Here is a 24,238-nt window from a genome sequence, read left to right on the forward strand (position 1 = left end):
GCCGTGCGCCGGACCGCATCGGGCAGCGGCAGCTGAAGACCCAAGCGGACCCTTGTCTGAGGTGTTGATCTGGGCCGGCTTCGCCGCCGGTGCCTGCTTGATCGTCGGGACCGCGATGAGCATTCTCGGCGCGCTCGTCGTCCCGCGGCGCGTCAGGTCGTTGGTGACAGCGGTGATCGACGCGCTGCTGGACGGCGTCTTTCTTGTGGCCCTCCGCGGCGTCGACGCCTTCGAACGGCGCGACCGATTCCTGGGCTGGCAGGCCCCCCTGACTCTCGTAGTCCGCCTGACCGCATGGATGGGAATGCTCGTGGTCGGCTTCGCGCTGATCATGCTGCCGGCGACCGGCGGCGATCTCGGCGCGGCTCTCGAAGACGCCGGCTCTTCCGTCTTCACGCTCGGCTTCGCGGTCCCGCACGGCGGTGGCGGACAGCTCGCCGCCTACCTCGCTGGGTTCTCCGGCATGGCGGTCATCGGTCTCCAGATCGGCTACCTGCCCACCGTGTACGCCTCGTTCAACCGACGCGAAACCGAGGTCAGCCTCCTCGTCGCCCGAGCCGGAACTCCGGCCTGGGGACCCGAAATCCTGCTGCGGACCCACTGGGGCACCGGCAGCAGCCCCTCTGGACCGGTTCTCGGCGAGCTCTTCGTGCGCTGGGAGCGGTGGACCGCGGAGGTCGCCGAATCGCACGCAACCTACACGACGCTGCTTCGCCTGCGCTCGCCGAGGACGAACTCCCATTGGCTGACGTCCCTCATCGCGGTCATGGATGCCGCCGCCCTTCACCTCGCCCTCGCCCCAGACTCCGATCCCAAGATCACGGCACGGCTCATGCTGCGCATGGGGTTCGAGACTCTCAACGACATGGCCAGAGCTGCGAAGCTGCCTGTTCCCGATCTTGCCCAGGCCGCCGACACGATGCCCATCTCGATCACGTTCGAGGAATTCGCCCAGGCCGCCGCAACCCTCCGCTCGGTCGGCTACCCGGTCACCGAAACCGACGAGGACGCTTGGCCCCACTTCAGGGGATGGCGCGTGAACTACGATCGCGCTGCGCTGGCGCTGTGCCGCGAGCTCGACGCCCCGCCGTCCATGTGGACCGGACCGCGCCGGTGGCCTTCCCAGCCAACGCCGCCTCGCCGCCCCAACCCCGGCAGAACCCGCACCCAGAAGTAGGGCGACCAACTCGTGGTGCTCCTCACGGCGGCGGAGCTAGTGTGCGGACATGGCAAGTATCCTCACCTGGGTCACGCAGTCCGGCGTCGTGCAAGGGATCATCATCGGCGCCACGCTCGCGTTCTTGACAGCGATCCTTGTGATGAACGCCGCCGCCCGGACCATCACGACGACTGTCAACGGCTGGAGCGCCATCCGCAAGTGCGGCCGGCCCGGGAATGGCGTGCTCGTGCGGGCCGCCTGCGCCAAAGCCCTGCCGATCGTGAATGTGTTTGAGGAGGCTGCTTACTGGACTGCGGCTGCGGACGGGTCAGGGCAAACGCTCACTGGCCGGCATGAATACCTCATGCGCTTTCCGGCCGGGCAGCTCCCGCCGAATGACGCCTTCTGGTCGCTTACCATGACCGATGCCGTCGGGTATATGGTGAAAAGTCCCATTAATCGCTCGAGTTTTGACGATCGTTCGAATCTCGTGAAGAATGCCGACGGTTCGATCGATATCTATTTCCAGCAAAGCGCTCCGGCCGGGCATGAGCAGAACTGGTTGCCGTCCCCTTCCGGAAAGTTCAAGTTGATGCTCCGCGTGTATCTGCCCGGCTCGGCGATTCTTGATGAGACGTATCGGGTCCCGCCGGTTGTTAAGGCTGGATGATATGAATTACCTCATCTTGAAGTACGCCTATCCGTTCACGGCCGTCATACTCGCAATTTTCGCGTGGGTGGTCTACCAGCGAATATCGCGCGGATGGGGCGAGATCGTCCCGCTGGCGATAGCGGCGGGCGTGGTGTGGCTGCTCGGCGCCCCGCTCTTCATTTACCTCTGGCCGCGTATTACCGTCAACGGCTACAAGAGGGTCATTGTCAAGCGTGGGCTCGGTGATGGGCCGGTCCCGGTCAACACGCTTTACGCCGTGCCTAGTACCTCTTCTCCGTCGGCGTCGCGCGGGAGCTTGTTGGCGACCGGAACCGACGACGTGCTCTATATCGGAGGGTGGCTGGACTTGAACAAGGGGCCGCAGCTTCTGCACGTTCCGGACACGGCGGGCCGGTATTACAGCCTGCAGCTCACGAACCCCGCGGATGGCGCAAATTTCGCTTACGTCGGCAAGCGCACGACCGGAACCGTGGCAGGCGACTATCTTCTCAGCGGACCCGGATGGAACGGAACCGTGCCCGAAGGCGCGACACAGATACCTTCTCCGAGCCATGCCGTGCTCGTCATCGGCCGCGTATTCGTGGGGAGCGAAAGCGATCTTCCCATCGCGTACGGGCTTGCGAAGCAAATGCAGCTCGTCCCGCTGGGCGTCGACGCCTAGTCAGTAAGAGCCTCGGGATCGATCCCTCGCCGATGTTCGTCGGCGGAGTTATCTTTCCATCATGGATGGCAAGTCCGGCGGAACCTGGACTGGTGCCGGGACCGGTGGGTCTGGGACTGGTGCTGGGACCGGTGGGTCTGGGACTGGTGCTGGGACCGGGAGGTCTGGGACGGGTGCCGGGACTGGTGGGACCGGCACAGGAAAAGGCACTGGCGGGTCTGGGACTGGTGCTGGGACCGGTGGGTCTGGGACGGGTGCGGGGACCGGCGGGTCCGGCACAGGAAAAGGCACTGGCGGGTCCGGCACAGGAAAAGGCACTGGCGGGTCTGGGACGGGTGCGGGGACCGGTGGGTCTGGGACAGGTGCCGGGACCGGCGGGACCGGCACGGGCGCCGGCACCGGGAGGTCTGGGACTGGCGCCGGTACGGGCGGGACCGGCACGGGCGCCGGCACCGGGAGGTCTGGGACGGGTGCCGGGACTGGTGGGACCGGCACAGGAAAAGGCACTGGCGGGTCTGGGACGGGTGCCGGGACCGGTGGGTCTGGGACGGGTGCCGGGACCGGTGGGTCTGGGACGGGTGCGGGGACCGGCGGGTCTGGGACAGGTGCCGGGACCGGCGGGTCTGGGACGGGTGCGGGGACTGGCGGGTCTGGCACGGGCGCCGGCACCGGCGGGTCTGGCACGGGCGCCGGCACCGGCGGGAACGGAACGGGCCGCCGGCCTCCCCGAGAGTCTTAGGAGAATCCTCCACCCGGGCCGCTCGCAACAAGGGCGGGCAGCCTGTGCTCGTCATACTGCGGGGACCGCGTCAGGCCCAGCTCATCCGATCCGTTGCGCCGTCACGTCCGCAGGGTGCCTCAGGCGGACTGGCCGAGCTGGCACTCGCCGGCCACCTTGCGCTTGATGCGCACGAGCATTGCGCTCATGCCGCGCAGGCGCAGCGGCGAGACGGCGCGGTCAAGCCCGAGTTCGTGGGCGATGTCGTCCGGCACGGCGAGGATCTCGTTGGCGGGGAGGCCGTCGAGCCCCTCGGCGAGGATGCTCGCGAAGCCGCGCGTGGTCGGGGCCTCGCGCGGAGCGGTGAGGAAGAGGCGCACGGTGGGGGACGCGCCGTCGTCCGCGGGCTCCGTCTCGATGGTGATGAAGACCGGCGATTGGCACTCGACAACCTGCTCGAGGCGCTCGGGGTGGTTCTCGTACCGCTCGGGCAGCTCGGGAAGCGACTGCGCGAATTCGAGCAGGAGCTGAAGCCGGTCGCGCTCCTCGAGCCCCTGGAACTCGTCGATGATTTCCGCGAGAGCCGCGGGTGTGGTGTGAGTCGTCATATCCCTTCCAGACCATGCCGGGCGATGCGCGGCGCGGCGGCCTCGTGGTGAGACCGCCGCGCCGGCATCGGTGCCTAGTGTCCGCGCCTTAGGAGGGCGCGTGCTTCGTGTCCGCCCTCAGGAGAGCGGCCAAGTGCCTCGTTCTTCACCCTTAACAATCGGAACGCGCACCGCATTTCCCCACTCGGTCCACGAACCGTCATAGTTGCGGACGTTGTCGAAGCCCAGGAGGTACTTGAGCGCGAACCACGTGTGGCTCGACCGCTCGCCGATGCGGCAGTACGCCACGACCTCGTCTCCGGCGGTGAGGCCAGCCTCCCCGAGGTACAGCGCCTCGAGGTCGCCGCGCGACTTGTAGGTGCCGTCCTCGGCTGCGGCGCGGGCCCACGGGATGGACGCGGCCGTCGGAATGTGGCCACCGCGGAGCGCGCCCTCCTCGGGGTACGCGGGCATGTGCGTGCGCTTGCCCGTGTACTCCTCGGGGGAGCGGACGTCGATGAGCGGCTTGCCGAGGTGCGCGAGCACGTCGTCCTTGAACGCGCGGATGGGCGCGTCGTCGCGCACGACGACGGGGTAGTCGCCTTCGACTGGGGTCGGGACCTCGGTGGTGAGCTCGCGGCCCTCGGCGATCCACTTGTCGCGGCCGCCGTCGAGGAGGCGGACGTCCTCGTGGCCGAACAGCGTGAAGACCCACAGTGCGTAGGCGGCCCACCAGTTCGACTTGTCGCCGTAGATGACCACGGTCGTGTCGCGGGAGATGCCCTTGGAGGAGAGGAGCTTCGCGAACGCCGGGCCGTCGACGTAGTCGCGAGCCACCTCGTCGTTCAGGTCGGTGTGCCAGTCGATCTTGACCGAGCCCGGGATGTGACCCGTCTCGTAGAGCAGAACGTCCTCGTCGGACTCGACGACGGCGAGCTTGGCATCCTCGAGCGCGCCTCCGGCGAGCTGGGCGGCGAGCCACTCGGTGGAGACGAGGCGCTCGGGATGGGCGTAGGCGGCGAACTTCTCGTTCGTGTCGAGGGGGTAGCTCATGGCGATTGCCTTTCGCTCGGGTGAGTCGGGGCCGCGGCCAGCCACGACCGCGTGCTCCTGGGAAGTCCCTCCCAGCGTAGCCACGGTGCGCGCACGGGGTGAGTGCCGCCGTCGTCCGTTGTCATGCTGCGAAACATGACGCGCGTCTCCGCGATATCCTTGCCCTTGCCCCTCACACCGATGTAGCGCCCCTGTGGGCCCATGTAACGGACGGATTCCTTGGCGACTGTCGCACACCTGACCACCCGCACGCCGAAAGTGTCCGCCGAAGAGATCCTGGCTGGCTTCCACCCCTCACCCCGCTTCGGCGAGGTCTCCTTCGCGAGCTACCGCCCGGACCCGGCGCAGCCCACCCAGGCGGCGGCCGTCAAGTCGCTCGAAGACTTCGGGGTGTCCGTGGACGGCGCGCGGGACGGCGGGGGACTGTTCTCCAAGCTTTTTCGGGCCAACAAGTCGAAGGGGCGCGCCGGCGTCTACCTCGACGGCGGCTTCGGGGTGGGGAAGACCCACCTTCTCGCGTCGCTGTGGCACTCCGTGCCGGGGCCCAAGGCGTTCGGCACGTTCGTTGAATACACGAACCTCGTGGGCGCCCTCTCGTTCCGCAAGACCGTCGAGGCGCTCAGCACGTATCGGCTCGTGTGCATCGACGAGTTCGAGCTCGACGACCCGGGCGACACCGTGCTCATGTCCCGCCTCATGCGCGAGCTCGCCGACGCGGGGGTCAAGCTCGCCGCGACGTCCAACACCCTCCCGGGCTCGCTCGGTGAGGGCCGCTTCGCCGCCGTCGACTTCCAGCGCGAGATCCAGGTGCTCGCCGACCAGTTCGACGTCGTGCGGATCGATGGCGAGGACTACCGCCACCGCGGCCTCCCGGCCGCGCCCGCGCCGCTCGAGCCCCACGAGCTCGACGCGCGGATGAACGCCGAGTTCGACGGCGGCATTGTCGCGGTCGACGACTTCGGCGCCCTCTTGACTCACCTCGCGGGCGTGCACCCGAGCCGCTACCGCCAGCTCATCGACGGGATCGACGGCGTCGTGTGGAAGGACGTCCGCACGATCGAGGAGCAGGCGGTCGCCCTCCGCTTCGTGGTCCTCGCGGACCGGCTATACGACAAGGATGTGCCGATCCTGGCCTCCGGTGTGCCGTTCGACCAGCTGTTTTCCGCCGAGATGATGGCGGGCGGATACCTCAAGAAGTACTTCCGCGCAGTCTCCCGCCTCACGGCCCTCGCCCGCGAAGGCCAGGCACACGAGCCGGCGTAGACGCAGAAATGCCGGTCCCGCCTCTCAGCGGTACCGGCATCCCTGTGACGTGATCTTGGTCGGTCCGGCCTGCGCCGGCTGAGTCTCTAGGACTGGCCCCCGTGAGATCGGGACGACGACTCGATTCGATCGAGCCTCATAGCGCAGTTACCGGCCCTGCCCGCGATTGCGTCGACTTGAGACACGGCCACCTCCTTTCACTCAGGGAGCCACAGTGCTCCACCACGAACGATAGTAGCCACGTGCCGGGCCCAATCCAACACCCTCACCAGAGTTGGGGGCATGTTTCCCGGGGAAGGCGTTGGGGGCGGCCCGCACGTGGCTACCGGGAGAAGAGAGCCGACGGCGCTGCGGATATGACGCCGGTTCTACCGCTTCGAGGATGAACGGTTGGTTAACGGGGGGTGGCCAAACGGTGGATTGATACGCCCGTGGTCCGGAATCGTGCCGGAGGAGAAGGCCGGATACGCGAAACGGCGCCTCGAGAGGCGCCGTGCGGGGTGGGCGATACTGGGATCGAACCAGTGACCTCTTCCGTGTCAGGGAAGCGCGCTACCGCTGCGCCAATCGCCCAAGGAGACCTCTTCCCCGGAGAGAATCCCGTTACGAAGAAGAGAGCGGACGACGAGACTCGAACTCGCGACATCCACCTTGGCAAGGTGGTGCTCTACCAACTGAGCTACGTCCGCACGAAAGGCCGTGAAGCCTCTCCGTGGGCGATACTGGGATCGAACCAGTGACCTCTTCCGTGTCAGGGAAGCGCGCTACCGCTGCGCCAATCGCCCGGAAATCCGGAGCAAACCGGAAATCAGGATATTCACCGAGGTGGGGACGGGATTCGAACCCGCGTATACGGCTTTGCAGGCCGCTGCCTCGCCTCTCGGCCACCCCACCGTGTTGGCATCCTGACGAGGATGCTTCCGACAGTGTCCTGCGAGCGGACGACGAGACTCGAACTCGCGACATCCACCTTGGCAAGGTGGTGCTCTACCAACTGAGCTACGTCCGCAGGGTTGTTGCCTGGCCCTCGCCGCACCCGCGGCTTTGCGGGCCGCGTTCGGGCTCGTGGCCGCGCTTCAACGAGTAAAGACTCTACAGAACGGGCGGGCAATGCACAAATCGCTCGACGGCGAACCGCCGGTTGCCGAACGGTGAACCACACGTGTGCAATTCGAGGGCCGTGATTTGAGATCTGGGCGCGGCGTGGGCTAGAGTCTTAGAGCGCTCGCTAGCCGGGTGCCGCACCGAGAACTCGGGCGATTGGCGCAGTGGTAGCGCGCTTCGTTCACACCGAAGAGGTCACTGGTTCGAACCCAGTATCGCCCACAACTGGACCCCCGGACGCTGTCCGGGGGTCCTTGTTTTTCCGCCACGTGCGTTGTCAGACCCGTGTGAAAGGGTGCTCCCATGACAGTCCCTGGCCTCGCCGCAGAATCTCCCGACGGTTTCGGCAGGATGTATCGGCGTTCCCTTTCCGCCGAGCCCACCGTCCCGTCGATCACGACCGTCATCGCCCAGCAGCCCCTCGATCTCGACGGCTGGCGCAGCTACATGGCGGCGCGGCACATCGCAGATCACCCCGAGCTGCGCGATGCGCTCGACAGCCCAGCTCGGATCCGACAGCTCGTCCGGACGGCCGTCGATGCGTCGGAGGACTACGCGAAGGCCGCCGCCCAGCGGGGAGACCGAGTCCATACCTTCGCCGAGCAGCTCGCGCTGCGTGCGCTGGGCCGGCCGCATCGTCTCGACGAGGCCCGCGAGGCGCTCAGGGCCCAGGGCGAGGAGGCGTTCGCCCTCAACGTCGAGCACTGGTGGGAGAGTTTCGGGGTCGAGCCGATCGCCCCGGAGCTCACGGTGTGGAACACGTCAGTCGGCTATGCCGGGACCCTCGACCTCGTGGCGCGAATCAACGGTCGGATCTGCCTCGTGGACTACAAGACGAAGGGCACCACGCGGGACGGGCGCGTCAAGCCGCCGGACGAGAAGGTCGCGATGCAGCTCGTCGCTGGCATGAAGGCCGAGGAGGGCCTCGTGGACGCTGCGGCGGGGGAGTGGGAGCCCTGGAAGTATGGTGAGGATCCCCTGCTCATCGCTGTCGCGATCGGGGAGACGGAGTTCGCGGCGGTCCGCGTCAACCCTGAGGTCCGCAAGTTCCACTGGCTCACGTTCTGCCGGCTGCGCCGCGTCTGGGCGGCCAGGGTCGAGGCGGCCTCGGCGGGGCGGACGCTCCTGCCGCTCCCGCCGCCTCCGCCCAGCGCGGAATAGACTGACCCCAGCCCCTCACCCGTACCGAAAGGCTTCCCCCGCCATGGCCATCTTGCCCATCCGGATCATCGGCGACCCCGTGCTGCGCACGCCCGCGGACCCCGTGGTCGAGTTCGGGCCGGAGCTCGAGCGGCTCGTCGCCGACATGATGGAGACGATGGAGGACGTCGACGGCGCGGGTCTCGCGGCGCCGCAGGTCGGCGTGGGGCAGCGCGTCTTCACGTACCAGATCGACGGGACGCGCGGGCACCTCGTGAACCCCGTCCTCGAGCTCTCCGACGACTTCCAAGACGACGTGGTCGAGGGCTGTCTCAGCATCCCCGGGGTCGCCTTCCCGGTGCGGCGGCGGCGCACCGTTACGGCCTCGGGCTTCGACGCGCAGGGGAACGCCGTGACGGTCGAGGCCGAGGGCATGCTCGCGCGGGCCTTCCAGCACGAGACCGACCACCTCGACGGGATCCTCTTCGTGGACCGCCTCGAGGGCGAGGAACGGCGTGCGGCACATCGGGCGATCCGGGCCATCGACTACTCCTCCATGGCGGGGCAGACGGTCACGAAGCGCGCGGGGCACGTCGGTTCGGCGTTCGGCACGGGCGCGTCGTTCGGCGGCAGCGCGTCCCGCGGGGCGGGGAGGAACGTGTGAGGGTCCTCTTCGCGGGAACCCCCGAGGTCGCCGTCCCCTCGCTCGACCGCCTCGCGGCAGAGCCCGGCGTCGACCTCGTCGGGGTGCTGACCCGCCCGGACGCTCCGATCGGCCGCAAGCGGGTGCTCACGCCGTCGCCCGTCGCCGCGCGGGCCGCCGAGCTGGGTCTGCCCGTAGTCAAGTCCGCGCGCATCACGGCCGAGGTGACCGAGCGGCTTGCGGGGCTTCGCCCCGAGGTCGCCGCGATTGTCGCGTACGGGGGCCTCGTGCCGCCGGCGGCCCTTGCGGTGCCGCCGCACGGTTGGGTCAACCTCCATTTCTCCCTTCTGCCCGCCTGGCGCGGTGCCGCTCCCGTGCAGCACGCGGTGATCCACGGCGACGACGTCATGGGCGCGTCCACGTTCCGTCTTGAGGAGGGCCTCGACACGGGCCCCGTGTTCGGCACGCTCGCCCTGACCCCCGGTCCCGACGCGACCGCCGGCGAGTTGCTCGGCGAGCTCGCCGTGAGCGGGGCCGGGCTCCTCGCGCGAACGATCGCGGGCGTGGCTGACGGGACGCTCGCGCCCCAGCCGCAGGCCGGCGATCCGACGTACGCACCCAAGCTCTCGCTCGAGGACGGCCACCTCGACTGGACGCGGCCGGCCATCGCGGTCCACCGCCGCGCGCGCGGCGTGACGCCCGAACCCGGGGCGTGGACCACCCTCCACGGCGAGCGGTTCAAGCTCGAGCCGCCTCTGCTCCGGCCCGATGTGACCGGCCTGCCGGCGGGCGAACTCTCCTTCGACGGTCAGCGGCTCCTCGTCGGGACGGCGACGCACGCGCTCGAACTCGTGCGGGTTCAGCCGTCCGGGAAGAAGATGATGGCCGCCGCGGACTGGGCGCGCGGCGCGGGGTCCGCAGAGGGGATGAGGTTCGCATGACGGCATCTGAGCGCGGCGCTTCGGGCCGCGGCGAGGGCCGCGGGCGCCCCGAACGGCGCAACGAGCAGGGGCGCGAGCGTCATCGCGGCGCTGGCGGCCCCCGGCGGTTCAGCCAGCAGGCTCCGAGCCAGCGCGCGCGGGCGGCCGACCCCGCGCGGCTCGTGGCCTTCGAGGTGCTCCGCGCGGTGTCCCGCGACGACGCGTACGCGAATCTCGTGCTGCCGGCCCGCATCCGCCACCACCGGCTCGATCGCCGCGACGCGGGCTTCGCGACGGAGCTCGCCTACGGCGCGCTCCGCGGCCAGGGCACGTACGATGCGATCTTGGCCCGCTGCGTCGACCGACCGCTCGACCGGCTCGACCCGGCCGTCCTCGACGTTCTGCGCCTCGGCGCGCATCAGCTGCTTGCGATGCGGGTTCCGCCCCACGCGGCGCTCAACCAGACGGTCGCCCTCGCGCGCGGCACGATCGGGGCTGGCCCCGGTTCGCTCGTCAACGCCGTGCTGCGGCGCGCGAGCGAGCACGGCTTCGAGGAGTGGATCGAGGAGCTGACGTCGGCGACCGCTGACGCGACCGAGGCTGCGGCGATCCGCTATGCGCACCCTGCGTGGATCGTGCGCGCCCTGCGCCAATCGCTCGCGGCCCACGGGCGGCCGGTGACCGAGATCGATGCCCTCCTTGAAGCCGACAACGCCGCGCCGGTCGTGAACCTCGTGGCGCTTCCCGGTCTCGGGAACCTCGATGAAGCGCTCGAGGCCGGAGCCACGCCCGGAGAGCTCGTGGAAGGCTCGGCGCTGTCCGCGGGCGGCGACCTGGGCCGCTGGGCGGCCGTGCGCGGTGGGACGCTTCGGGTTCAGGACGTAGGGTCGCAGCTCGTGGCCCGGGCGGTCGCGGCGGCCCCGGTTGAGGCTGCCGGCGAACGCGAACGCTGGCTCGACCTCTGCGCGGGACCGGGCGGCAAGGCGGCGCTCCTGGGCGCACTCGCAGCCGAACGTGGTGCGACGCTCCTCGCGAACGAGCCAGCGGAGCACCGCGCCGACCTCGTGCGCCAGGCCCTGCGTCCTGTCCCGGAAGGCGCGTGGTCCGTCCGCACGGGGGACGGGAGGACGCTCGATCCGGAGCTCCGCGGGACGTTCGCGCGCGTCATCGTCGACGTGCCCTGCAGCGGGCTCGGCGCGCTCCGCCGCCGCCCCGAATCCAGATGGCGGCGAACCCCGCAGGACCTCGCCGAGCTCGGGCCCCTCCAGCGCGAACTGCTCGACGCCGCGATCGACGCGGCTGCTCCGGGCGGTGTCGTGGGTTACGTGACGTGCTCGCCGCACCCGGCGGAGACCATCGCCGTCGTCGAGGACGCGCTGCGCCGACGCGCCGACATCGAGCCGCTCGACGCGGGCGCCGCGCTCGACGCCGTCGCTCTGCGCCCCCTCGGCGCGGGGCACGCAGCGACCGCCCAGCTGTGGCCCCACGTCCACAGCACCGACGCGATGTTCCTGGCCCTTTTCCGGAAGCGCAGTTCCGGAGCCTATTGATGCCCCGACCGCCCGCGGAATTCCGGTGGCTATGCGCTACCGTGCCGCTACCACCGACACCAAGGAGTCCTGAGTGAGCCGCTGCAGCATCCACCCGAGCATCCTGTCTGCCGACTTCGCGAACCTCGAGGCCGAGCTGGCCCGGATCGCGACGGCGGATGCCGTGCATGTGGACGTCATGGACAACCACTTCGTGCCGAACCTCACCTTGGGCCTCCCCATCGTCGAGCGGCTCCAGGCCGTGAGCCAGCTCCCACTCGACGCCCACCTCATGATTGCCGACGCCGACCGCTGGGCCCCGCTGTACGCGGACCTGGGCCTCGCCTCGGTGACGTTCCACGCCGAGGCCGCGATCGCGCCCATCAAGCTCGCGCGCGAGCTCCGCGCGCGCGGCTCGAAGGCTGGCATGGCGCTCCGGCCGGCGACCCCGCTCGAGCCCTACCTCGACATGCTCACGGAGCTCGACATGCTGCTCGTGATGACCGTGGAGCCGGGTTTCGGCGGCCAGGCCTTCCTCGACGTGACACTGCCCAAGATCCGCCGGGCCCGGGCCGCCGTGGACGGCAGCGGGGCCAAGGTCGCGATTCAGGTCGATGGCGGGATCTCCTCGGCCACGATCGAGCGGGCCGCTGAGGCGGGCGCCGACGTCTTCGTCGCGGGGTCGGCCGTCTACGGCGCCGCCGATCCGGCCGCGGCCGTCGAGGCGCTGCGTGCAGCGGCCGAGGCCACGGTTCGCGCCTAGCCACGGGACGGCGCATCGCCGTGCGAGCGTGACGTATGTGACGTTCGCACACGCTCCCACGGGGGCGTGTGCCACAATGACAGTGGCCGTTTGATTGATCTGTCATCATGCAGCACTCGGGCATGAAGTCGCCTCAACGAGCGGTTGAAAACAATGAACGTGCTCCGGGGTCGGTGAAAGTCCGAACCGGCGGTGACAGTCCGCGACCCTGCGGCCGAGTCCTTGCGGGCGAGGCCAACGGTTGAACCGGTGAAATTCCGGTACCGACAGTTAAAGTCTGGATGGGAGAAGCACGTGCAGTCTGCGGTGCGCTGTGGCGCGCCGCCTCTGTCGCAACCCCGGAGCCGCTGCGGTCCGGAAAGGAAGGTTGCGATGGACTTTTTGCAGTGGCTCTTGACCGCGCAGATCCCGATCGCGGGATCCGCGCTCCTGCTCCGCGAGGTGCTGGGCAACGCCTTCGGCCTCGCGAGCGCCCTCGGCGGGATGGCCCGCCGCGTATGGGCGTGGCCCGTGGGTATCGCGGGCAATCTCCTCCTCGTCACAGTCTTCGCGGGCGCGGCGTTCGGCGTCGCCCCCGAGTCGGGCGTCGGCTCGGCGACCCTATGGGGCCAGGTCGGCCGCCAGCTCATGTTCCTCGCGGTCTCGGCCTATGGGTGGGCCAAGTGGCAGCGTGCCCGCAGCGCGGCACGCCACGGCACGGGCCAGCTCGATCTGGCGCACGGCGCGATCGCGCCGCGCTGGGCGAGCGGCCGCACCCGGCTGGGCCTCGCTGTCGCCCTCGTCGCCGGAACCGCGACGCTCACGCCTCTCTTCGCAGCCCTCGGCTCCTACCCGCCCGTATGGGCGGACGCGTGGACGTTCATGGGCTCGCTCCTCGCGACCTACGGCATGGCGCGCGCCTGGACCGAGTTCTGGCTCATCTGGGTCGCGGTCGACGTCGTGGGCGTTCCGCTGCTCTTCAGCGCGGGCTACTACGCGAGCGGGACGATGTACGCGCTCTATGGCGGCTTCACCTTCGTTGGCTTCTTCGTGTGGTGGCGCGAGCAGCGGCGCGAGGCCCGCGCAGCGGCCGTCACCCCCGAGCCCGCGGACGCGGCGGTGGCTGCGTGAGCGCCGTCGTGCACCGCGCGGGGACGAAACCCCGGGCGTGGGGCGCGGACGACGTCGCGCACATGCGGGAGGCCCTCGCGCTTGCCGTGCTCGGCGTGCGGGGGGCGAATCCGCTCGTGGGGGCGGTCGCCGTCGGCCGCGACGGCGAGATCCTCGCCACGGGCTACCACCGGGGCGCCGGAACGGCGCACGCCGAGGCGGACGCGATCGCGAACGCGACGCGCGCCGGCATCGACCTCGCGGGGGCCACGATGTTCGTCACGCTCGAGCCCTGCAACCACACGGGCCGAACGGGTCCGTGCGCGCAGGCGATCATCCGCGCGGGGGTTGGGCGCGTGGTATACGCGATCGACGATCCGCACCGGGCGGCGGCCGGGGGAGCCGGGACGCTCCGTGCGGCCGGCGTGCAGGTCGAGTCGGGGCTCCTCTCGGACGACGCAGTGGAGCTCAACGAGCGCTGGCTTTCGGCCGTGCGCGAGCGCCGCCCGTTCGTGACGCTGCACATGGCGCAGACGCTCGACGCGCGGATCGCCGCCGACGACGGGACGAGCCAGTGGATCTCGTGCCCCGAGTCGCTCGCGGACAACCACGCGATCCGCTCCCGCATCGACGCGATCCTCGTGGGCACGGAGACGGTCTTCGTCGACAACCCGCGGCTCACAGCCCGCGACGTCAACGGCGATCCGCTTCCGTACCAGCCGGTGCGCGCCGTCATGGGCCTTCGCGACGTGCCCGAGAACGCCGCGGTGCGCGGCACCGACGGCCGCTTTCACCACGTGCGGACCCAAGAGCCCGCGGCGGCTCTCGCGGAGCTCTTCGACCTCGGCACGAGGCATCTCATGGTCGAGGGGGGCTCGCGCATTATCGCGGCGTTCCTCGCGGCAGGACTCGTGGACGAACTCATCGTCTACCAGGCGCCGACCATCCTCGGCTCCGGCAAGGGCACGGTCTCGGATCTCGGCATCCGCACCCTCGCCGACGCGCAGCACTGGGAGTGGGACGAGAGCGGGGGAGGCGCCGTGCGCCTCCTCGGCGTGGATCTCCGACTGCACCTCCGGCCCGCCAAGCCCGGGCCCCACGACAATGTTCAGCCATCCGAAGAAGGACGCCACTGATGTTCACCGGGATCATCGCCGAGCGCGGCACCGTCGAAGCCGTCGAGTCCACGGGCCACAGCGCCGTCATCACCCTGACCGCCCCGACGCTCGCAGCGGACCTCCCCCTCGGGGGCTCGATCGCTGTGGACGGCTGCTGCCTCACAGCGATCCGGAACGACGGGCACACCTTCACTGTGGACGTCATGGGCGAATCCCTTGTCCGCACGACGATCGGCGGCCTCGCCCCGGGCGACAGCGTGAACCTTGAGCGCTGCGTCCCGGCTGGTGGGCGACTCGATGGGCACGTCGTGCAGGGCCACGTCGACGGCGTCGGGACCCTCGCCGAGCGCGAGCCGCTCGGCAACTGGCATCGCCTCCGCTTCGCCGTTCCCTCGGGCCTCGCGCCGTACATCGCCGAGAAGGGCTCGATCGCGGTCGACGGCGTGTCCCTCACCGTGACTGCCGTGAGCCCAGCCGCCGAGGCCGGGCAGTGGTTCGAGGTCGGGCTCATCCCCGCGACGCTCGCGGAGACGGGCCTCGGCGCGAAGTCGGTCGGCGCACCGGTCAACCTCGAGGTGGACGTGCTCGCGAAGTACACGGCGCGGCTGCTGTCCTTCCAAGCCCAAGGCACGAGCGGCCTGGAGGGCCTCACGGCCGAGGGGGCGACGGCATGAGCGCTCCAGCCCAGGCGATCCGCCTCGAGCCCGTCCAGGCGGCAGTCGACGCGCTCCGAGCGGGCCGCGCCGTCGTCGTCGTCGACGACGAGAACCGCGAGAACGAAGGGGACATCATCTTCGCCGCGCAGTTCTCGACCCCCGCCCTCATGGGCTGGACCATTCGGCACACGTCCGGGGTGGTGTGCGTGCCACTCGCCAACGACGTCGCGGATCGCCTCGCGCTGCCACCCATGGTCGCGCACAACGAGGACGCGAAGGGCACCGCGTACACGGTCTCGTGCGATCTTCGCCACGGGGTCTCGACGGGGATCAGCGCGACGGATCGTTCGAAGACCGTCGCGGCCGTTGCGGACGCGACATCGACCGCGGCCGACTTCACGCGCCCGGGGCATATATTCCCGCTGCGGGCGGTTGACGCTGGTGTGCAGGCCCGCAGGGGCCACACCGAGGCAGCGGTTGACTTGTGCCGTTTGGCTGGTTTGGCTCCAGTAGGAGTGATCGCAGAGGTGGTCCACGACGACGGAGAGATGATGCGGCTTCCCGCGCTGCGGGGCTTCGCCGACGAGCACGGCTGCCCGCTCATCTCCATCGCGGACCTCGTAGAGTTTGTGGCGGCCCGCGGGCACGCCGGGGAGGAATGAGATGACCAACACGAGTGCCAACGGCGCGCGGCGCAAGCACCCGGTCTCGGGCGGCCCCATCGTCAAGCTGCCCACCGCGTTCGGCGAGTTCGTCGCCCAGGCCTGGATCGACGAGGAGACCGGGCACGAGCATCTCGCCGTGAGCTCACCCGAGCCGCCGGCCGACGGCGTTGCTCCCCTCGTGCGGCTCCATTCGGAATGCCTCACGGGCGACGTCTTCGGCTCGTACCGGTGCGACTGCGGCGAGCAGCTCGCCTACGCACTCGCGCTCATCCGCGAGGAGGGCGGGACGCTTCTGTACCTCCGCGGCCAGGAGGGCCGCGGGATCGGCCTCGCGAACAAGATCAAGGCGTACGCGCTCCAAGAGGCCGGCTTCGACACGGTCGAGGCCAACGAGCAGCTGGGCCTCCCGGTCGATGCGCGCTGCTACAACGCGGCCGCCCAGATCCTGGCTGAGATGGGGCTCACCCGGATCCGGCTGCTGAGCAACAACCCGGACAAGCAGAACCGGCTCGCCCAGGCCGGCGTCCACGTCGTCGAGATGGTTCCGACCGAGGTTCCCTCGCGCGCCGAAAACCTGCGGTACCTGCAGACCAAGAAGGAGCGCATGGCGCACCGGCTGACGCTCGACGTCGAGGCCGTCCTGCCGCGCATGCAGTCGGACGGCGACTGAGCCTCTCGCCCACCCCCTGACCCGCAGCACTACCCACCCCCTGACCCGCACTACCCACCCTTACCCGCCCCAACCCACCCAACAGACAAGGAACCCCCACCACGTGAGCGGACACGGCGCGCCCACCCTCTCCCTCGACGACCCGCGCCTCGCGGAGCTGCGGCTCGCGATCGTCGCGGCGAGCTGGCACACGCAGATCATGGACGGACTCCTCGACGGAGCTCTGCGCGCCGCCCACGAGGCAGGCATCGACTCACCGACCGTGGTGCGGGTCCCCGGCAGCTTCGAGCTCCCTGTCGCTGCGGCCCGGCTTGCGGAGACGCACGACGCCGTCGTCGCGCTCGGCGTCGTGATCCGGGGCGGCACGCCCCATTTCGAGTACGTGTGCGAGGCGGCGACCGTCGGGCTCACGGACGTGAGCGTCCGCACCGGGGTGCCGGTGGGCTTCGGCGTGCTGACGTGCGACACCGAGCAGCAGGGCCTCGACCGCGCGGGCCTGCCAGGCTCGGTCGAGGACAAGGGGCACGAGGCGACGACGGCGGCGCTCCTCACAGCGGTCACGCTGCGCGCGCTCTGAGCCGGCTATGGGCTTCGTCACACCGGGGGAGTCACACGCCTTCCAACGGTGCGGGCGGCCGGTTGGCCTCCAGTAGTCTTGACCCCGTGAAGGATTTCGAGTCGCTGTTCGCTGAGCTCAGCGAGAAGGCCACGAGCCGCCCCGAAGGGTCGCGCACCGTCGTCGAGCTGGACTCGGGAGTCCACGGCATCGGGAAGAAGATCGTCGAGGAGGCCGCCGAGGTCTGGATGGCGGCCGAGTACGAATCGGACCAGGCGGCCGCCGAGGAGATCTCGCAGCTGCTGTACCACGTCCAGGTGCTCATGATCGCGAAGGGCCTCACGCTCGAGGACGTCTACACGCATCTCTAGCCGCGGCGCGCGCCCGTGCAGTTCAGGGCGCCCCGTGGCGAGAAGCCAAGCACGTCTCCCTTCCGAACAGAAAGACCACCATGCTCCGTGTAGCAGTTCCCAACAAGGGCTCCCTTTCCGAGGCGGCCTCGTCCATGCTCACCGAGGCTGGCTATCGCCAGCGCCGCGAGGGCCGTGAGCTCGTCATGCTCGACCCCGAGAACGACGTCGAATTCTTCTTCCTCCGCCCGCGCGACATTGCGGTGTACGTGGGCCAGGGCACGCTCGACGTCGGCATCACGGGCCGCGACCTCCTCATCGACGCCGAGGTCGAGGCCGAGGAGCTCCTGCCGCTCGGCTTCGCGGCCTCGACGTTCCGCTTCGCTGGCCCCGCGGGCGAATTCGCGTCCGTCTCCGAGCTCGAGGGCCGCCGCGTCGCGACGAGCTACGACGGCCTCGTGAGGACCTACCTCAAGGAGCAGGGCGTCACGCCCTCCCGGATCGTGCGCCTCGACGGCGCGGTCGAGTCGTCGGTGCGCCTCGGCGTCGCCGACGCGATTGCGGACGTCGTCGAGACGGGCAACACGCTCAAGGCGGCCGGGATGGCCGTCTTCGGCGACCCGATCCTGAAGTCCGAGGCCGTGCTCATCGGGCGCCGCGGCCACTCGATGTCCGCGATCGACGTCCTCATCCGCCGCCTGACGGGCGTCCTCGTGGCTCGCCGCTACGTTCTCATGGACTATGACGTGCGCAAGGAACTCGTCGAGCAGGCCTCGGCGCTCACACCGGGCCTCGAGTCGCCCACCGTGTCGCCGCTCCGCGACTCGGACTGGGTGGCCGTGCGCTCCATGGTCCCGAAGCGGGACACGAACCGCGTCATGGACGAGCTCTACGACCTCGGCGCGCGAGCGATCCTGGTCAGCAGCATCCACGCCTGCCGGATCTAGCGGCCACTTGTCCGATCTAGGGAGGGGAGCAGCCATGGGCGTCGCCGTCCGCGTCATCCCGTGCCTCGATGTCGACGCGGGACGCGTCGTCAAGGGCATCAACTTCAAAGGCCTGCGCGACGCGGGGGACCCGGTCGAGCTCGCCCACCGCTACGACCGCGCGGGCGCCGACGAGCTCACGTTCCTCGACGTCACCGCATCCTCGTCCGAGCGGGAGACGACGTTCGACGTCGTCCGCCGCACCGCGGAGGAGGTCTTCATCCCGCTCACGGTCGGCGGCGGCGTCCGCGGCGTCGCGGAGGTGGACCGGCTCCTGCGCGAGGGCGCGGACAAGGCCTCGATCAACACCGCCGCGATCGCGCGGCCGGAGGTCATCGACGAGATCACGCGCCACTTCGGCTCGCAGGTCTTGGTCCTCTCGGTCGACGCGCGCCGAGTCCGGGAAGGCACGCACACGCCGTCGGGCTTTGAGGTGACTACCCACGGCGGGCGGCGCGGCACGGGCATCGACGCGGTCGCGTGGGCCAAGGAGGCCGCGGATCGCGGGGTAGGGGAGATCCTGCTCAACTCGATCGACGCCGACGGCACCAAGGAGGGCTTCGACCTTGAGCTCATCCGGCTCATCCGCGCGGCCGTCACGGTGCCCCTCATCGCATCGGGCGGCGCGGGCGTGCCCGAACACTTCCCGCCGGCCATCCAAGCGGGCGCGGATGCCGTTCTCGCCGCTTCGATGTTTCACTTCGGGCCCGACAGCATGATTGCGCAGGTCAAGACGGCGATCCGCGAAGCGGGCTACGAGGTCCGCTGACTGAGGCGGGTGGGTCGGCTCAGCCGCGGCTGAGCCGACCCACCTCCGACCAGCCATTCCCCAGGAAGGACGGCGCCCCGCCGTCCACGACCGTGTAGATGAGTTCGGCACCCTCGAGGAAGGCCTCCTCGGCGAGCGCTGACAGCACGGCTGGCCCGAGCTGATCCGCCGACGCCTCGTCCACGAACTCAAAGCGGCCCACCACCGCGAGGCCTTCACCGAACGCGATGCGTCCCTTCGCGGCGGGCCTCCCGAAGAGCGTGAGCTCGACGGCGTCGAACGGCCCGAGCGGCGCCTCGACGAGGTCGCCACCCTCGGGCAGGTTCGGCGGCTGCGCGATATCGGACGTGCGGATCATGAGCACGACCGCCCCCGGACTCGGCTCGGCGCCGTCGAGCGCCGCCCACAGCGGGGCGATGGACTGCCAGGAATCCTCGAACGCGCCCATGGCTCAGGGCCCCACGTCTGCGGTCGTGAGAAGGGCGACGGCGTCCGGCTGGCCCTCGAAGGTCACGAGCGCGTGCGAACCGCGGCCGGTCGCGTGGAGGAGCAGCTCGCCCGGCTCGCCGACGATCGCGACGGAGACGGGCGCGCGCTTGGCCACGTGGCGCGGGCCGTGCGGGCTCACGAGCACGATGCCAAGATCGACGCCGCGGTAGAGGATCGCGGCCTGCCTGACCACGAGCTCCCACAGTGCGTCCGAGTAGGCGGCGTCGAGGGCGCGCGGCGCCCAGCGCTCAGTGGCCCGGCGCACATCCTCGGTGTGCACGAAGAATTCGGCGAGGTTCGCCGCTTCGTCGAGCCGCGGGATGCGCAAGGGCGAGGCCTTCGGCGGACCCGCGCGGAAGGCCGCGACGAGCGAGGCGTAAGCCTCGGGTGTCGCATGTTTCGAGGCGAGGCGCTCGGTGGCCGCGTCAGAGACGCCGCGGAGGCCTCGCACGGCCAACCCGAAGCCCACGCGGGGGCTCCGTTCGCGGAGGTAGAGGTGTGCGACGAGTTCCTTGGTGGCCCAGCCCTCGCACAAAGTGGGCGCGCTAGGGCCGGCCGCGAGCAGGGTCTCGGCCAGAACTTCCCGGGACGGCGGTACGAAGTGCATCACTAGCGAAACTAGCACGCGAGCGGGTGCCCGCGCGCGCGGACCGGCGAGCCGTCCATCAGCACTAGACTTGACTCGATGTCTGAGCAGAAGAACCCCCCTTCCGGCGCCCTGCCGGCCGAGATCGCGGACCGTCTCAAGCGGGACGGCGCAGGCCTTGTGGCCGCCGTCGTCCAGCAGTTCGACACGCTCGAGGTGCTCATGGTCGGCTGGATGGATGACGAGGCGTTGCGCCGCACGCTCACGAGCGGCCGCGTCACGTTCTGGTCGCGTTCGCGCCAGGAGTATTGGCGGAAGGGCGACACGTCCGGCCACGTTCAGTGGGTCAAGTCGGTCGCGCTCGACTGCGACGGCGACGCGCTCCTCGTTCAGGTCGACCAGGTCGGCGCGGCGTGCCACACGGGCACCCGCACGTGCTTCGACGGCCGTGAGCTGCCCGCCGTCGTCGGTTCCGCCGCGGCAATTGCTTAGCGCTTCATTGAGTCCCACCCGGCCACCCGAACCCGCCCACGGAAGGCAGACGACGCCCGCCATGCTCGACCTAGGAGTCATCGAACCCTCGCTCGGGGAGTTCCGGACGCTCGCCGCGGACCGTCGCGTCATCCCGGTCCGCGTCAGGCTCCTCGCCGACGCTGAGACGCCCATCAGCCTGTACCGCAAGCTCGCCGACGGCCACCCTGGGACGTTCCTGTTCGAGTCCGCGGCCGTGGGCGGCGCGTGGTCGCGCTATTCGTTCATCGGCTCCGAGTCGCGCGCGACGCTCACGAGCAAGGACGGCGAGGCGTTCTGGACGGGCGAGCCGCCCGTAGGCGTCCCGACGAGCGGCAACCCGCTCGAGGCCCTGCGCGATACGGTCGCGGCCCTGCGCACGGACCGCTTCGACGCGCTTCCGCCCCTCACGTCCGGGATGGTCGGGTTCGTGGGCTGGGAGGCCGTGCGGCGCTGGGAGAAGCTGCTCTCACCGCCCGAGGACGATCTGGACCTGCCCGAGCTCGCGATGAACCTCGTCACCGACCTCGCGGTGCACGACAACGTCGACGGCACCGTGACCCTCGTGGCCAACGCGATCAACTTCGACAACAGCGACGAGCGCGTCGACGAGGCCTGGCACGACGCCGTGGCACGGCTCACACGCATGGTCGAGCGTGTCCTGATGCCGGCCCCGGCCGCCGTCTCGGTTCTCGGCCCCGTGGTCGACTACCGGGACAAGGTCCAGGAGAACTGGAAGGAGTCGGGCTACCTCGCCGCGATCGCCCGCGGCAAGGAGGCGATCTTCGACGGCGAGGTGTTCCAGGTGGTCATCTCGCGCCGCTTCGAGCTCGACTTCGACGCCGCGCCACTCGACGTATACCGCGTCCTGAGGGCCATGAACCCGAGCCCGTACATGTACCTCCTGAGCCTCGCCGACGCAGACGGCCGCGAATACTCGATCGTGGGATCCTCCCCCGAGGCGCTCGTCACGGTGACCGGCGACCAGGTCGTGACCCATCCGATCGCGGGCTCACGTCCCCGGGGCGCGACCGTCGAGGCTGACCGCGCCCTCGCCGAGGAGCTCCTTGCGGACGAGAAGGAGCGGGCCGAGCACCTCATGCTCGTCGATCTCGCGCGCAACGACCTCTCGAAGGTCTGCCGCCCCGGGAGCGTTGAGGTGAGCGAGTTCATGGAGGTCGAGCGCTTCAGCCACATCATGCATCTCGTTTCGACGGTCGATGGGCACTTGCGTCCCGACGCGACCGCGTACGACGTGCTGGCGGCAACGTTCCCGGCCGGAACGCTCTCTGGCGCGCCCAAGCCGCGCGCGCTCAGGCTCCTCGACGAGGTTGAGCCGGCTCGGCGCGGGGTCTACGGCGGCGTTGTGGGCTACTTCGACTTCGCCGGAGACATGGACATGGCGATCGCGATCCGTACCGCGCTGCTCCGCGAGGGGCGCGCGTACGTCCAGGCCGGCGGCGGGATCGTGGCCGATTCCGACCCCGTGGCGGAGGCGCTCGAGTCCGTCAACAAGGCCGCCGCCCCGCTGCGCGCCGTGCATACGGCGTCGGCGCTGCGCTCGGCCGGGACACTCCCGGGCGTCGAGGGGAGTGTGCGTGGCTGAGCCTCAGGAGAGCGGGATCGTCGAGTCGGCCGGGCACGAGCCGCCCCGAGTCGCCGTGTGGGCCCGCAAGTCGACCGTCATCGGGCTGAGCGTCGTCATCGCGCTGCTCGCGTTCGGCTCGACGACTCAGACGTGGATCGATGCCGACGTGCAGGGCGCCGCCGTGCGCACGGCCCACGTGACCGTGCAGGGCAGCAAGGCTGCCACCGCGGTGACTGCGCTCGCGCTCGTGGGCCTCGCTGGCGTCCTCGCCGCCGCGGTCGCGGGGCGACTTGGGCGCATCGTGGCGAGCGTCGTCGTCGTCCTCGCCGGGTTCGGCATCGCGTCCGCGTGCATCGCCGTCCTTGCCGACCCGCGCGCGGCCGCCGACAGCTCGATCGCGAAGGCGACCGGAGTCTCGGGCGGTGCCGCGACGACCGCCCTCACGTGGTTCCCCAGCGCGGCTGCCGCGGCAGGCGTGCTGCTCGCGCTGTGCGGCGTGCTCGCCCTCGTCGCCTCCCGCCGTTGGCCCACCCGGACGAAGTACGACGCCGGATCCCGCGCCTCCCGCCGCGGCGGCGCAGGCTCGGCGGATTCCGGTGCCGACTCGGAGTCGGCGGCCCGCGTCGACCAGATTGACGGCTGGGACCAGCTCACCCGCGGGGACGATCCCACGCGCTGACGGGCGCGACCCAGAACGCCGCACGGGCCGGTAGGCCCGCCGAAGATGGCAGAATGGCCACTAGACCAGTCTGAGCTGATGCGAAGTGAAACAGGAGAAGGAAATGAGCAACGCGAGCGGTTCCCAGAGCAGCACGAAGGAAGTCCTGCATGGCGAGGACCTCGGCCACGGGAACAGCCCGGCAGCCTGGACGTGCGTGTTCGTCATGCTCCTCGGCGCCCTCGTCTCGTGCATCGCCTTCGTCATCGCTAACGCGCCGATCTTCTGGGCCGGCGTGGTGATCGTGGTCATCGGGCTCGTGGTCGGCTGGGCCATGCGCCGCGCGGGCTACGGTGTGGGCGGCAGCAAGCTCAAGAACACGCACTGATGCCGACGGTCCTCGACGAGATCATCGTGGGGGTCCGCGAGGACCTCGAGGAGCGCCGGCGCGCGCTGCCGCTCAGCGCGGTGCGCGAGGCCGCCGCGGCACGCAGTGCGGCACTCGATGCCTTCGCCGCCCTGGGCGGCACCGAGGATCCGCGCAGCGGGCTCAAGGTCATCGCCGAGGTCAAGCGGCGCAGCCCCTCGAAGGGCCAGCTCGCGGACATCGCGGATCCCGCGGACCTCGCGCGGCAGTATGCCGACGGCGGCGCCTCAGTGATCAGCGTGCTCACCGAGCAGCGCCGCTTCAACGGGAGCCTCGCGGACTTCGACGCGGTCCGCGCCGCTGTGGAGATCCCGCTCCTGCGCAAGGACTTCACGGTCGACGAGTACCAGATCCACGAGGCCCGGGCCCACGGCGCGGACCTCGTCCTGCTCATCGTCGCCGCGCTCGACGACGCCGAGCTGAAGGACTTCTTGGACCTCACGCACGAGCTGGGCATGAACGCCCTCATCGAGACGCACACCGAGGAGGAGATCGACCGCGGGCTCGCTGCGGGGGCTCGCATCCTCGGCGTCAACGTCCGCAATCTCAAGACGCTCGACGTCGACCGCGGCCTGTTCGGTCGGCTCGCCGGCCGCATTCCGGCCGGTCCCGTGGTAGTCGCCGAGTCGGGCGTTCGCGGCCCGGAAGACGTCGCGGAGTACGCGGGCCTCGGGGCGAACGCGGTCCTCGTGGGGGAGGCGCTCGTGACGCACGGCTCGCCGCGCGAACGGATCGAAGAATTCCAGCGCAGTGGCGCGGCGGCCATCGCCCAGCGCCTCGGTGCACACTAGACCGGCTGAGCTCGGCCCGGACGCCGGGCAAGCCGCGCCAGCACACATCAACAAGGACGGTGAGACTGGTGGCTGAGAACGCTCCAGACGCAGCCGCGGCCGGCACCACCCCGCCCG

Annotated in this window: 27 protein-coding genes, 6 tRNA genes and 1 riboswitch; of the genes, 24 read left to right on the forward strand and 9 right to left on the reverse strand. The window is 70.2% G+C overall.

The features are described 5' to 3' along the window. The first annotated feature begins 52 nt into the window (after positions 1–52). Genes ACOKR1_RS09690 through ACOKR1_RS09700 form a run of 3 tightly spaced genes read left to right on the forward strand, consistent with a single transcriptional unit; the run spans position 53 to position 2,493 of the window. A complete protein-coding gene (locus ACOKR1_RS09690) occupies positions 53–1,177 on the forward strand; it encodes a hypothetical protein (RefSeq protein WP_422936431.1) in 1,125 nt (374 codons plus the stop codon). A gap of 49 nt (positions 1,178–1,226) precedes the next feature. Further along, positions 1,227–1,829: a DUF1214 domain-containing protein gene (locus tag ACOKR1_RS09695; protein WP_422936432.1), complete on the forward strand. Its 603-nt coding sequence runs from the start codon at positions 1,227–1,229 to the stop codon at positions 1,827–1,829. Position 1,830: 1 nt separating this feature from the next. Further along, the gene (locus tag ACOKR1_RS09700; protein WP_422936433.1) at positions 1,831–2,493 is read left to right on the forward strand and encodes a DUF1254 domain-containing protein; all 663 of its coding nucleotides are present in this window, start codon (positions 1,831–1,833) and stop codon (positions 2,491–2,493) included. Positions 2,494–3,351: 858 nt separating this feature from the next. Here ACOKR1_RS09700 and ACOKR1_RS09705 read toward each other — a convergent pair. Together ACOKR1_RS09705 and ACOKR1_RS09710 are read right to left on the reverse strand one after the other, a co-directional pair. Continuing rightward, a complete protein-coding gene (locus ACOKR1_RS09705; RefSeq protein ID WP_422936434.1) occupies positions 3,352–3,819 on the reverse strand; it encodes a SufE family protein in 468 nt (155 codons plus the stop codon). 117 nt (positions 3,820–3,936) lie between these two features. Next, on the reverse strand, positions 3,937–4,851 hold the full coding sequence (locus tag ACOKR1_RS09710) for a sulfurtransferase (protein WP_422936435.1): 915 nt from the start codon (positions 4,849–4,851) through the stop codon (positions 3,937–3,939). Positions 4,852–5,070: 219 nt separating this feature from the next. Between ACOKR1_RS09710 and zapE the strand changes: the two genes are divergently transcribed. Continuing rightward, entirely contained in the window at positions 5,071–6,114 is a 1,044-nt protein-coding gene (zapE, locus tag ACOKR1_RS09715; RefSeq protein WP_422936436.1) for a cell division protein ZapE, read from the forward strand. 501 nt (positions 6,115–6,615) lie between these two features. Here zapE and ACOKR1_RS09720 read toward each other — a convergent pair. From ACOKR1_RS09720 to ACOKR1_RS09740, 5 genes are all read right to left on the reverse strand, one after another. Continuing rightward, positions 6,616–6,687, reverse strand: a tRNA-Val gene (locus ACOKR1_RS09720). 43 nt (positions 6,688–6,730) lie between these two features. After that, a tRNA-Gly gene (locus tag ACOKR1_RS09725) sits at positions 6,731–6,803 on the reverse strand. 24 nt (positions 6,804–6,827) lie between these two features. Next, positions 6,828–6,899, reverse strand: a tRNA-Val gene (locus ACOKR1_RS09730). Positions 6,900–6,937: 38 nt separating this feature from the next. After that, a tRNA-Cys gene (locus ACOKR1_RS09735) sits at positions 6,938–7,008 on the reverse strand. A 42-nt stretch (positions 7,009–7,050) separates the two neighbouring features. Then, positions 7,051–7,123 (reverse strand) — tRNA-Gly (locus tag ACOKR1_RS09740). Between the two features lie 245 nt (positions 7,124–7,368). Between ACOKR1_RS09740 and ACOKR1_RS09745 the strand changes: the two genes are divergently transcribed. The 15 genes from ACOKR1_RS09745 (at position 7,369) to hisF (ending at position 19,072) form a co-directional block, all read left to right on the forward strand. Next, a tRNA-Val gene (locus ACOKR1_RS09745) sits at positions 7,369–7,440 on the forward strand. 81 nt (positions 7,441–7,521) lie between these two features. Beyond that, positions 7,522–8,379, forward strand: a complete 858-nt coding sequence (locus ACOKR1_RS09750) for a cytochrome (RefSeq protein ID WP_422936437.1) — start codon at positions 7,522–7,524, stop codon at positions 8,377–8,379. Between the two features lie 43 nt (positions 8,380–8,422). Next, on the forward strand, positions 8,423–9,022 hold the full coding sequence (gene def / locus ACOKR1_RS09755) for a peptide deformylase (RefSeq protein WP_422936438.1): 600 nt from the start codon (positions 8,423–8,425) through the stop codon (positions 9,020–9,022). Then, positions 9,019–9,942, forward strand: a complete 924-nt coding sequence (locus tag ACOKR1_RS09760; RefSeq protein WP_422936439.1) for a methionyl-tRNA formyltransferase — start codon at positions 9,019–9,021, stop codon at positions 9,940–9,942. Before def ends, ACOKR1_RS09760 begins: the two co-directional genes overlap by 4 nt. Continuing rightward, positions 9,939–11,471 (forward strand): RsmB/NOP family class I SAM-dependent RNA methyltransferase, encoded by a 1,533-nt coding sequence (locus ACOKR1_RS09765; protein WP_422936440.1) that lies wholly within the window; start codon positions 9,939–9,941, stop codon positions 11,469–11,471. Before ACOKR1_RS09760 ends, ACOKR1_RS09765 begins: the two co-directional genes overlap by 4 nt. A gap of 73 nt (positions 11,472–11,544) precedes the next feature. After that, the gene (rpe, locus tag ACOKR1_RS09770) at positions 11,545–12,213 is read left to right on the forward strand and encodes a ribulose-phosphate 3-epimerase (RefSeq protein ID WP_422936441.1); all 669 of its coding nucleotides are present in this window, start codon (positions 11,545–11,547) and stop codon (positions 12,211–12,213) included. A 156-nt stretch (positions 12,214–12,369) separates the two neighbouring features. Continuing rightward, positions 12,370–12,510: riboswitch (FMN riboswitch) on the forward strand. A gap of 75 nt (positions 12,511–12,585) precedes the next feature. Continuing rightward, entirely contained in the window at positions 12,586–13,323 is a 738-nt protein-coding gene (pnuC, locus tag ACOKR1_RS09775) for a nicotinamide riboside transporter PnuC (RefSeq protein ID WP_422936442.1), read from the forward strand. A 62-nt stretch (positions 13,324–13,385) separates the two neighbouring features. Further along, the gene (ribD, locus tag ACOKR1_RS09780; RefSeq protein WP_422936597.1) at positions 13,386–14,438 is read left to right on the forward strand and encodes a bifunctional diaminohydroxyphosphoribosylaminopyrimidine deaminase/5-amino-6-(5-phosphoribosylamino)uracil reductase RibD; all 1,053 of its coding nucleotides are present in this window, start codon (positions 13,386–13,388) and stop codon (positions 14,436–14,438) included. After that, positions 14,438–15,094, forward strand: coding sequence for a riboflavin synthase (locus ACOKR1_RS09785; RefSeq protein WP_422936443.1), 657 nt, complete (start codon positions 14,438–14,440; stop codon positions 15,092–15,094). The genes ribD and ACOKR1_RS09785 overlap by 1 nt, the downstream gene beginning before the upstream one ends. Beyond that, positions 15,091–15,738 (forward strand): 3,4-dihydroxy-2-butanone-4-phosphate synthase, encoded by a 648-nt coding sequence (ribB, locus tag ACOKR1_RS09790; RefSeq protein ID WP_422936444.1) that lies wholly within the window; start codon positions 15,091–15,093, stop codon positions 15,736–15,738. The genes ACOKR1_RS09785 and ribB overlap by 4 nt, the downstream gene beginning before the upstream one ends. A 1-nt stretch (position 15,739) precedes the next feature. After that, entirely contained in the window at positions 15,740–16,411 is a 672-nt protein-coding gene (gene ribA / locus ACOKR1_RS09795; protein WP_422936445.1) for a GTP cyclohydrolase II, read from the forward strand. A gap of 103 nt (positions 16,412–16,514) precedes the next feature. After that, complete coding sequence (gene ribH / locus ACOKR1_RS09800; RefSeq protein ID WP_422936446.1) at positions 16,515–16,988, forward strand: 6,7-dimethyl-8-ribityllumazine synthase; 474 nt, start codon at positions 16,515–16,517, stop codon at positions 16,986–16,988. An 86-nt stretch (positions 16,989–17,074) separates the two neighbouring features. Then, entirely contained in the window at positions 17,075–17,338 is a 264-nt protein-coding gene (locus ACOKR1_RS09805) for a phosphoribosyl-ATP diphosphatase (protein ID WP_136610214.1), read from the forward strand. Positions 17,339–17,418: 80 nt separating this feature from the next. Next, positions 17,419–18,264: an ATP phosphoribosyltransferase gene (hisG, locus tag ACOKR1_RS09810; RefSeq protein WP_415855759.1), complete on the forward strand. Its 846-nt coding sequence runs from the start codon at positions 17,419–17,421 to the stop codon at positions 18,262–18,264. Between the two features lie 34 nt (positions 18,265–18,298). Then, on the forward strand, positions 18,299–19,072 hold the full coding sequence (hisF, locus tag ACOKR1_RS09815; protein WP_422936447.1) for an imidazole glycerol phosphate synthase subunit HisF: 774 nt from the start codon (positions 18,299–18,301) through the stop codon (positions 19,070–19,072). Positions 19,073–19,091: 19 nt separating this feature from the next. Here hisF and ACOKR1_RS09820 read toward each other — a convergent pair whose 3' ends face one another. Together ACOKR1_RS09820 and ACOKR1_RS09825 are read right to left on the reverse strand one after the other, a co-directional pair. Continuing rightward, on the reverse strand, positions 19,092–19,520 hold the full coding sequence (locus ACOKR1_RS09820) for a hypothetical protein (protein WP_422936448.1): 429 nt from the start codon (positions 19,518–19,520) through the stop codon (positions 19,092–19,094). A gap of 3 nt (positions 19,521–19,523) precedes the next feature. Then, complete coding sequence (locus tag ACOKR1_RS09825) at positions 19,524–20,168, reverse strand: TIGR03085 family metal-binding protein (protein ID WP_422936449.1); 645 nt, start codon at positions 20,166–20,168, stop codon at positions 19,524–19,526. 78 nt (positions 20,169–20,246) lie between these two features. On the opposite strand from ACOKR1_RS09825, the gene hisI reads away from it, so the two are divergent. The 5 genes from hisI (at position 20,247) to trpC (ending at position 24,121) form a co-directional block, all read left to right on the forward strand. Further along, a complete protein-coding gene (hisI, locus tag ACOKR1_RS09830; protein WP_422936450.1) occupies positions 20,247–20,639 on the forward strand; it encodes a phosphoribosyl-AMP cyclohydrolase in 393 nt (130 codons plus the stop codon). Positions 20,640–20,700: 61 nt separating this feature from the next. Then, positions 20,701–22,263, forward strand: coding sequence for an anthranilate synthase component I (locus tag ACOKR1_RS09835; RefSeq protein WP_422936451.1), 1,563 nt, complete (start codon positions 20,701–20,703; stop codon positions 22,261–22,263). Then, on the forward strand, positions 22,256–22,924 hold the full coding sequence (locus ACOKR1_RS09840; RefSeq protein WP_422936452.1) for a Trp biosynthesis-associated membrane protein: 669 nt from the start codon (positions 22,256–22,258) through the stop codon (positions 22,922–22,924). The genes ACOKR1_RS09835 and ACOKR1_RS09840 overlap by 8 nt, the downstream gene beginning before the upstream one ends. A 103-nt stretch (positions 22,925–23,027) precedes the next feature. Further along, on the forward strand, positions 23,028–23,291 hold the full coding sequence (locus tag ACOKR1_RS09845) for an HGxxPAAW family protein (protein WP_415856921.1): 264 nt from the start codon (positions 23,028–23,030) through the stop codon (positions 23,289–23,291). Next, the gene (gene trpC, locus ACOKR1_RS09850; RefSeq protein ID WP_422936453.1) at positions 23,291–24,121 is read left to right on the forward strand and encodes an indole-3-glycerol phosphate synthase TrpC; all 831 of its coding nucleotides are present in this window, start codon (positions 23,291–23,293) and stop codon (positions 24,119–24,121) included. The genes ACOKR1_RS09845 and trpC overlap by 1 nt, the downstream gene beginning before the upstream one ends. The last annotated feature ends 117 nt before the right edge of the window (positions 24,122–24,238 follow it).

The organism is Sinomonas sp. P47F7, assembly GCF_049332655.1.
GTDB lineage: Bacteria > Actinomycetota > Actinomycetes > Actinomycetales > Micrococcaceae > Sinomonas.

Coding starts and splice junctions, on each gene's coding strand:
- ACOKR1_RS09695 (WP_422936432.1), top strand. CDS start 1,227: ATGGCAAGTATCCTCACCTGGGTCACGCAGTCCGGCGTCGTGCAAGGG.
- ACOKR1_RS09700 (WP_422936433.1), top strand. CDS start 1,831: ATGAATTACCTCATCTTGAAGTACGCCTATCCGTTCACGGCCGTCATA.
- ACOKR1_RS09705 (WP_422936434.1), bottom strand. CDS start 3,819: ATGACGACTCACACCACACCCGCGGCTCTCGCGGAAATCATCGACGAG.
- ACOKR1_RS09710 (WP_422936435.1), bottom strand. CDS start 4,851: ATGAGCTACCCCCTCGACACGAACGAGAAGTTCGCCGCCTACGCCCAT.
- ACOKR1_RS09750 (WP_422936437.1), top strand. CDS start 7,522: ATGACAGTCCCTGGCCTCGCCGCAGAATCTCCCGACGGTTTCGGCAGG.
- def (WP_422936438.1), top strand. CDS start 8,423: ATGGCCATCTTGCCCATCCGGATCATCGGCGACCCCGTGCTGCGCACG.
- ACOKR1_RS09765 (WP_422936440.1), top strand. CDS start 9,939: ATGACGGCATCTGAGCGCGGCGCTTCGGGCCGCGGCGAGGGCCGCGGG.
- pnuC (WP_422936442.1), top strand. CDS start 12,586: ATGGACTTTTTGCAGTGGCTCTTGACCGCGCAGATCCCGATCGCGGGA.
- ribD (WP_422936597.1), top strand. CDS start 13,386: ATGCGGGAGGCCCTCGCGCTTGCCGTGCTCGGCGTGCGGGGGGCGAAT.
- ACOKR1_RS09785 (WP_422936443.1), top strand. CDS start 14,438: ATGTTCACCGGGATCATCGCCGAGCGCGGCACCGTCGAAGCCGTCGAG.
- ribB (WP_422936444.1), top strand. CDS start 15,091: ATGAGCGCTCCAGCCCAGGCGATCCGCCTCGAGCCCGTCCAGGCGGCA.
- ribA (WP_422936445.1), top strand. CDS start 15,740: ATGACCAACACGAGTGCCAACGGCGCGCGGCGCAAGCACCCGGTCTCG.
- hisG (WP_415855759.1), top strand. CDS start 17,419: ATGCTCCGTGTAGCAGTTCCCAACAAGGGCTCCCTTTCCGAGGCGGCC.
- hisF (WP_422936447.1), top strand. CDS start 18,299: ATGGGCGTCGCCGTCCGCGTCATCCCGTGCCTCGATGTCGACGCGGGA.
- ACOKR1_RS09820 (WP_422936448.1), bottom strand. CDS start 19,520: ATGGGCGCGTTCGAGGATTCCTGGCAGTCCATCGCCCCGCTGTGGGCG.
- ACOKR1_RS09825 (WP_422936449.1), bottom strand. CDS start 20,168: ATGCACTTCGTACCGCCGTCCCGGGAAGTTCTGGCCGAGACCCTGCTC.
- hisI (WP_422936450.1), top strand. CDS start 20,247: ATGTCTGAGCAGAAGAACCCCCCTTCCGGCGCCCTGCCGGCCGAGATC.
- ACOKR1_RS09835 (WP_422936451.1), top strand. CDS start 20,701: ATGCTCGACCTAGGAGTCATCGAACCCTCGCTCGGGGAGTTCCGGACG.
- ACOKR1_RS09845 (WP_415856921.1), top strand. CDS start 23,028: ATGAGCAACGCGAGCGGTTCCCAGAGCAGCACGAAGGAAGTCCTGCAT.
- trpC (WP_422936453.1), top strand. CDS start 23,291: ATGCCGACGGTCCTCGACGAGATCATCGTGGGGGTCCGCGAGGACCTC.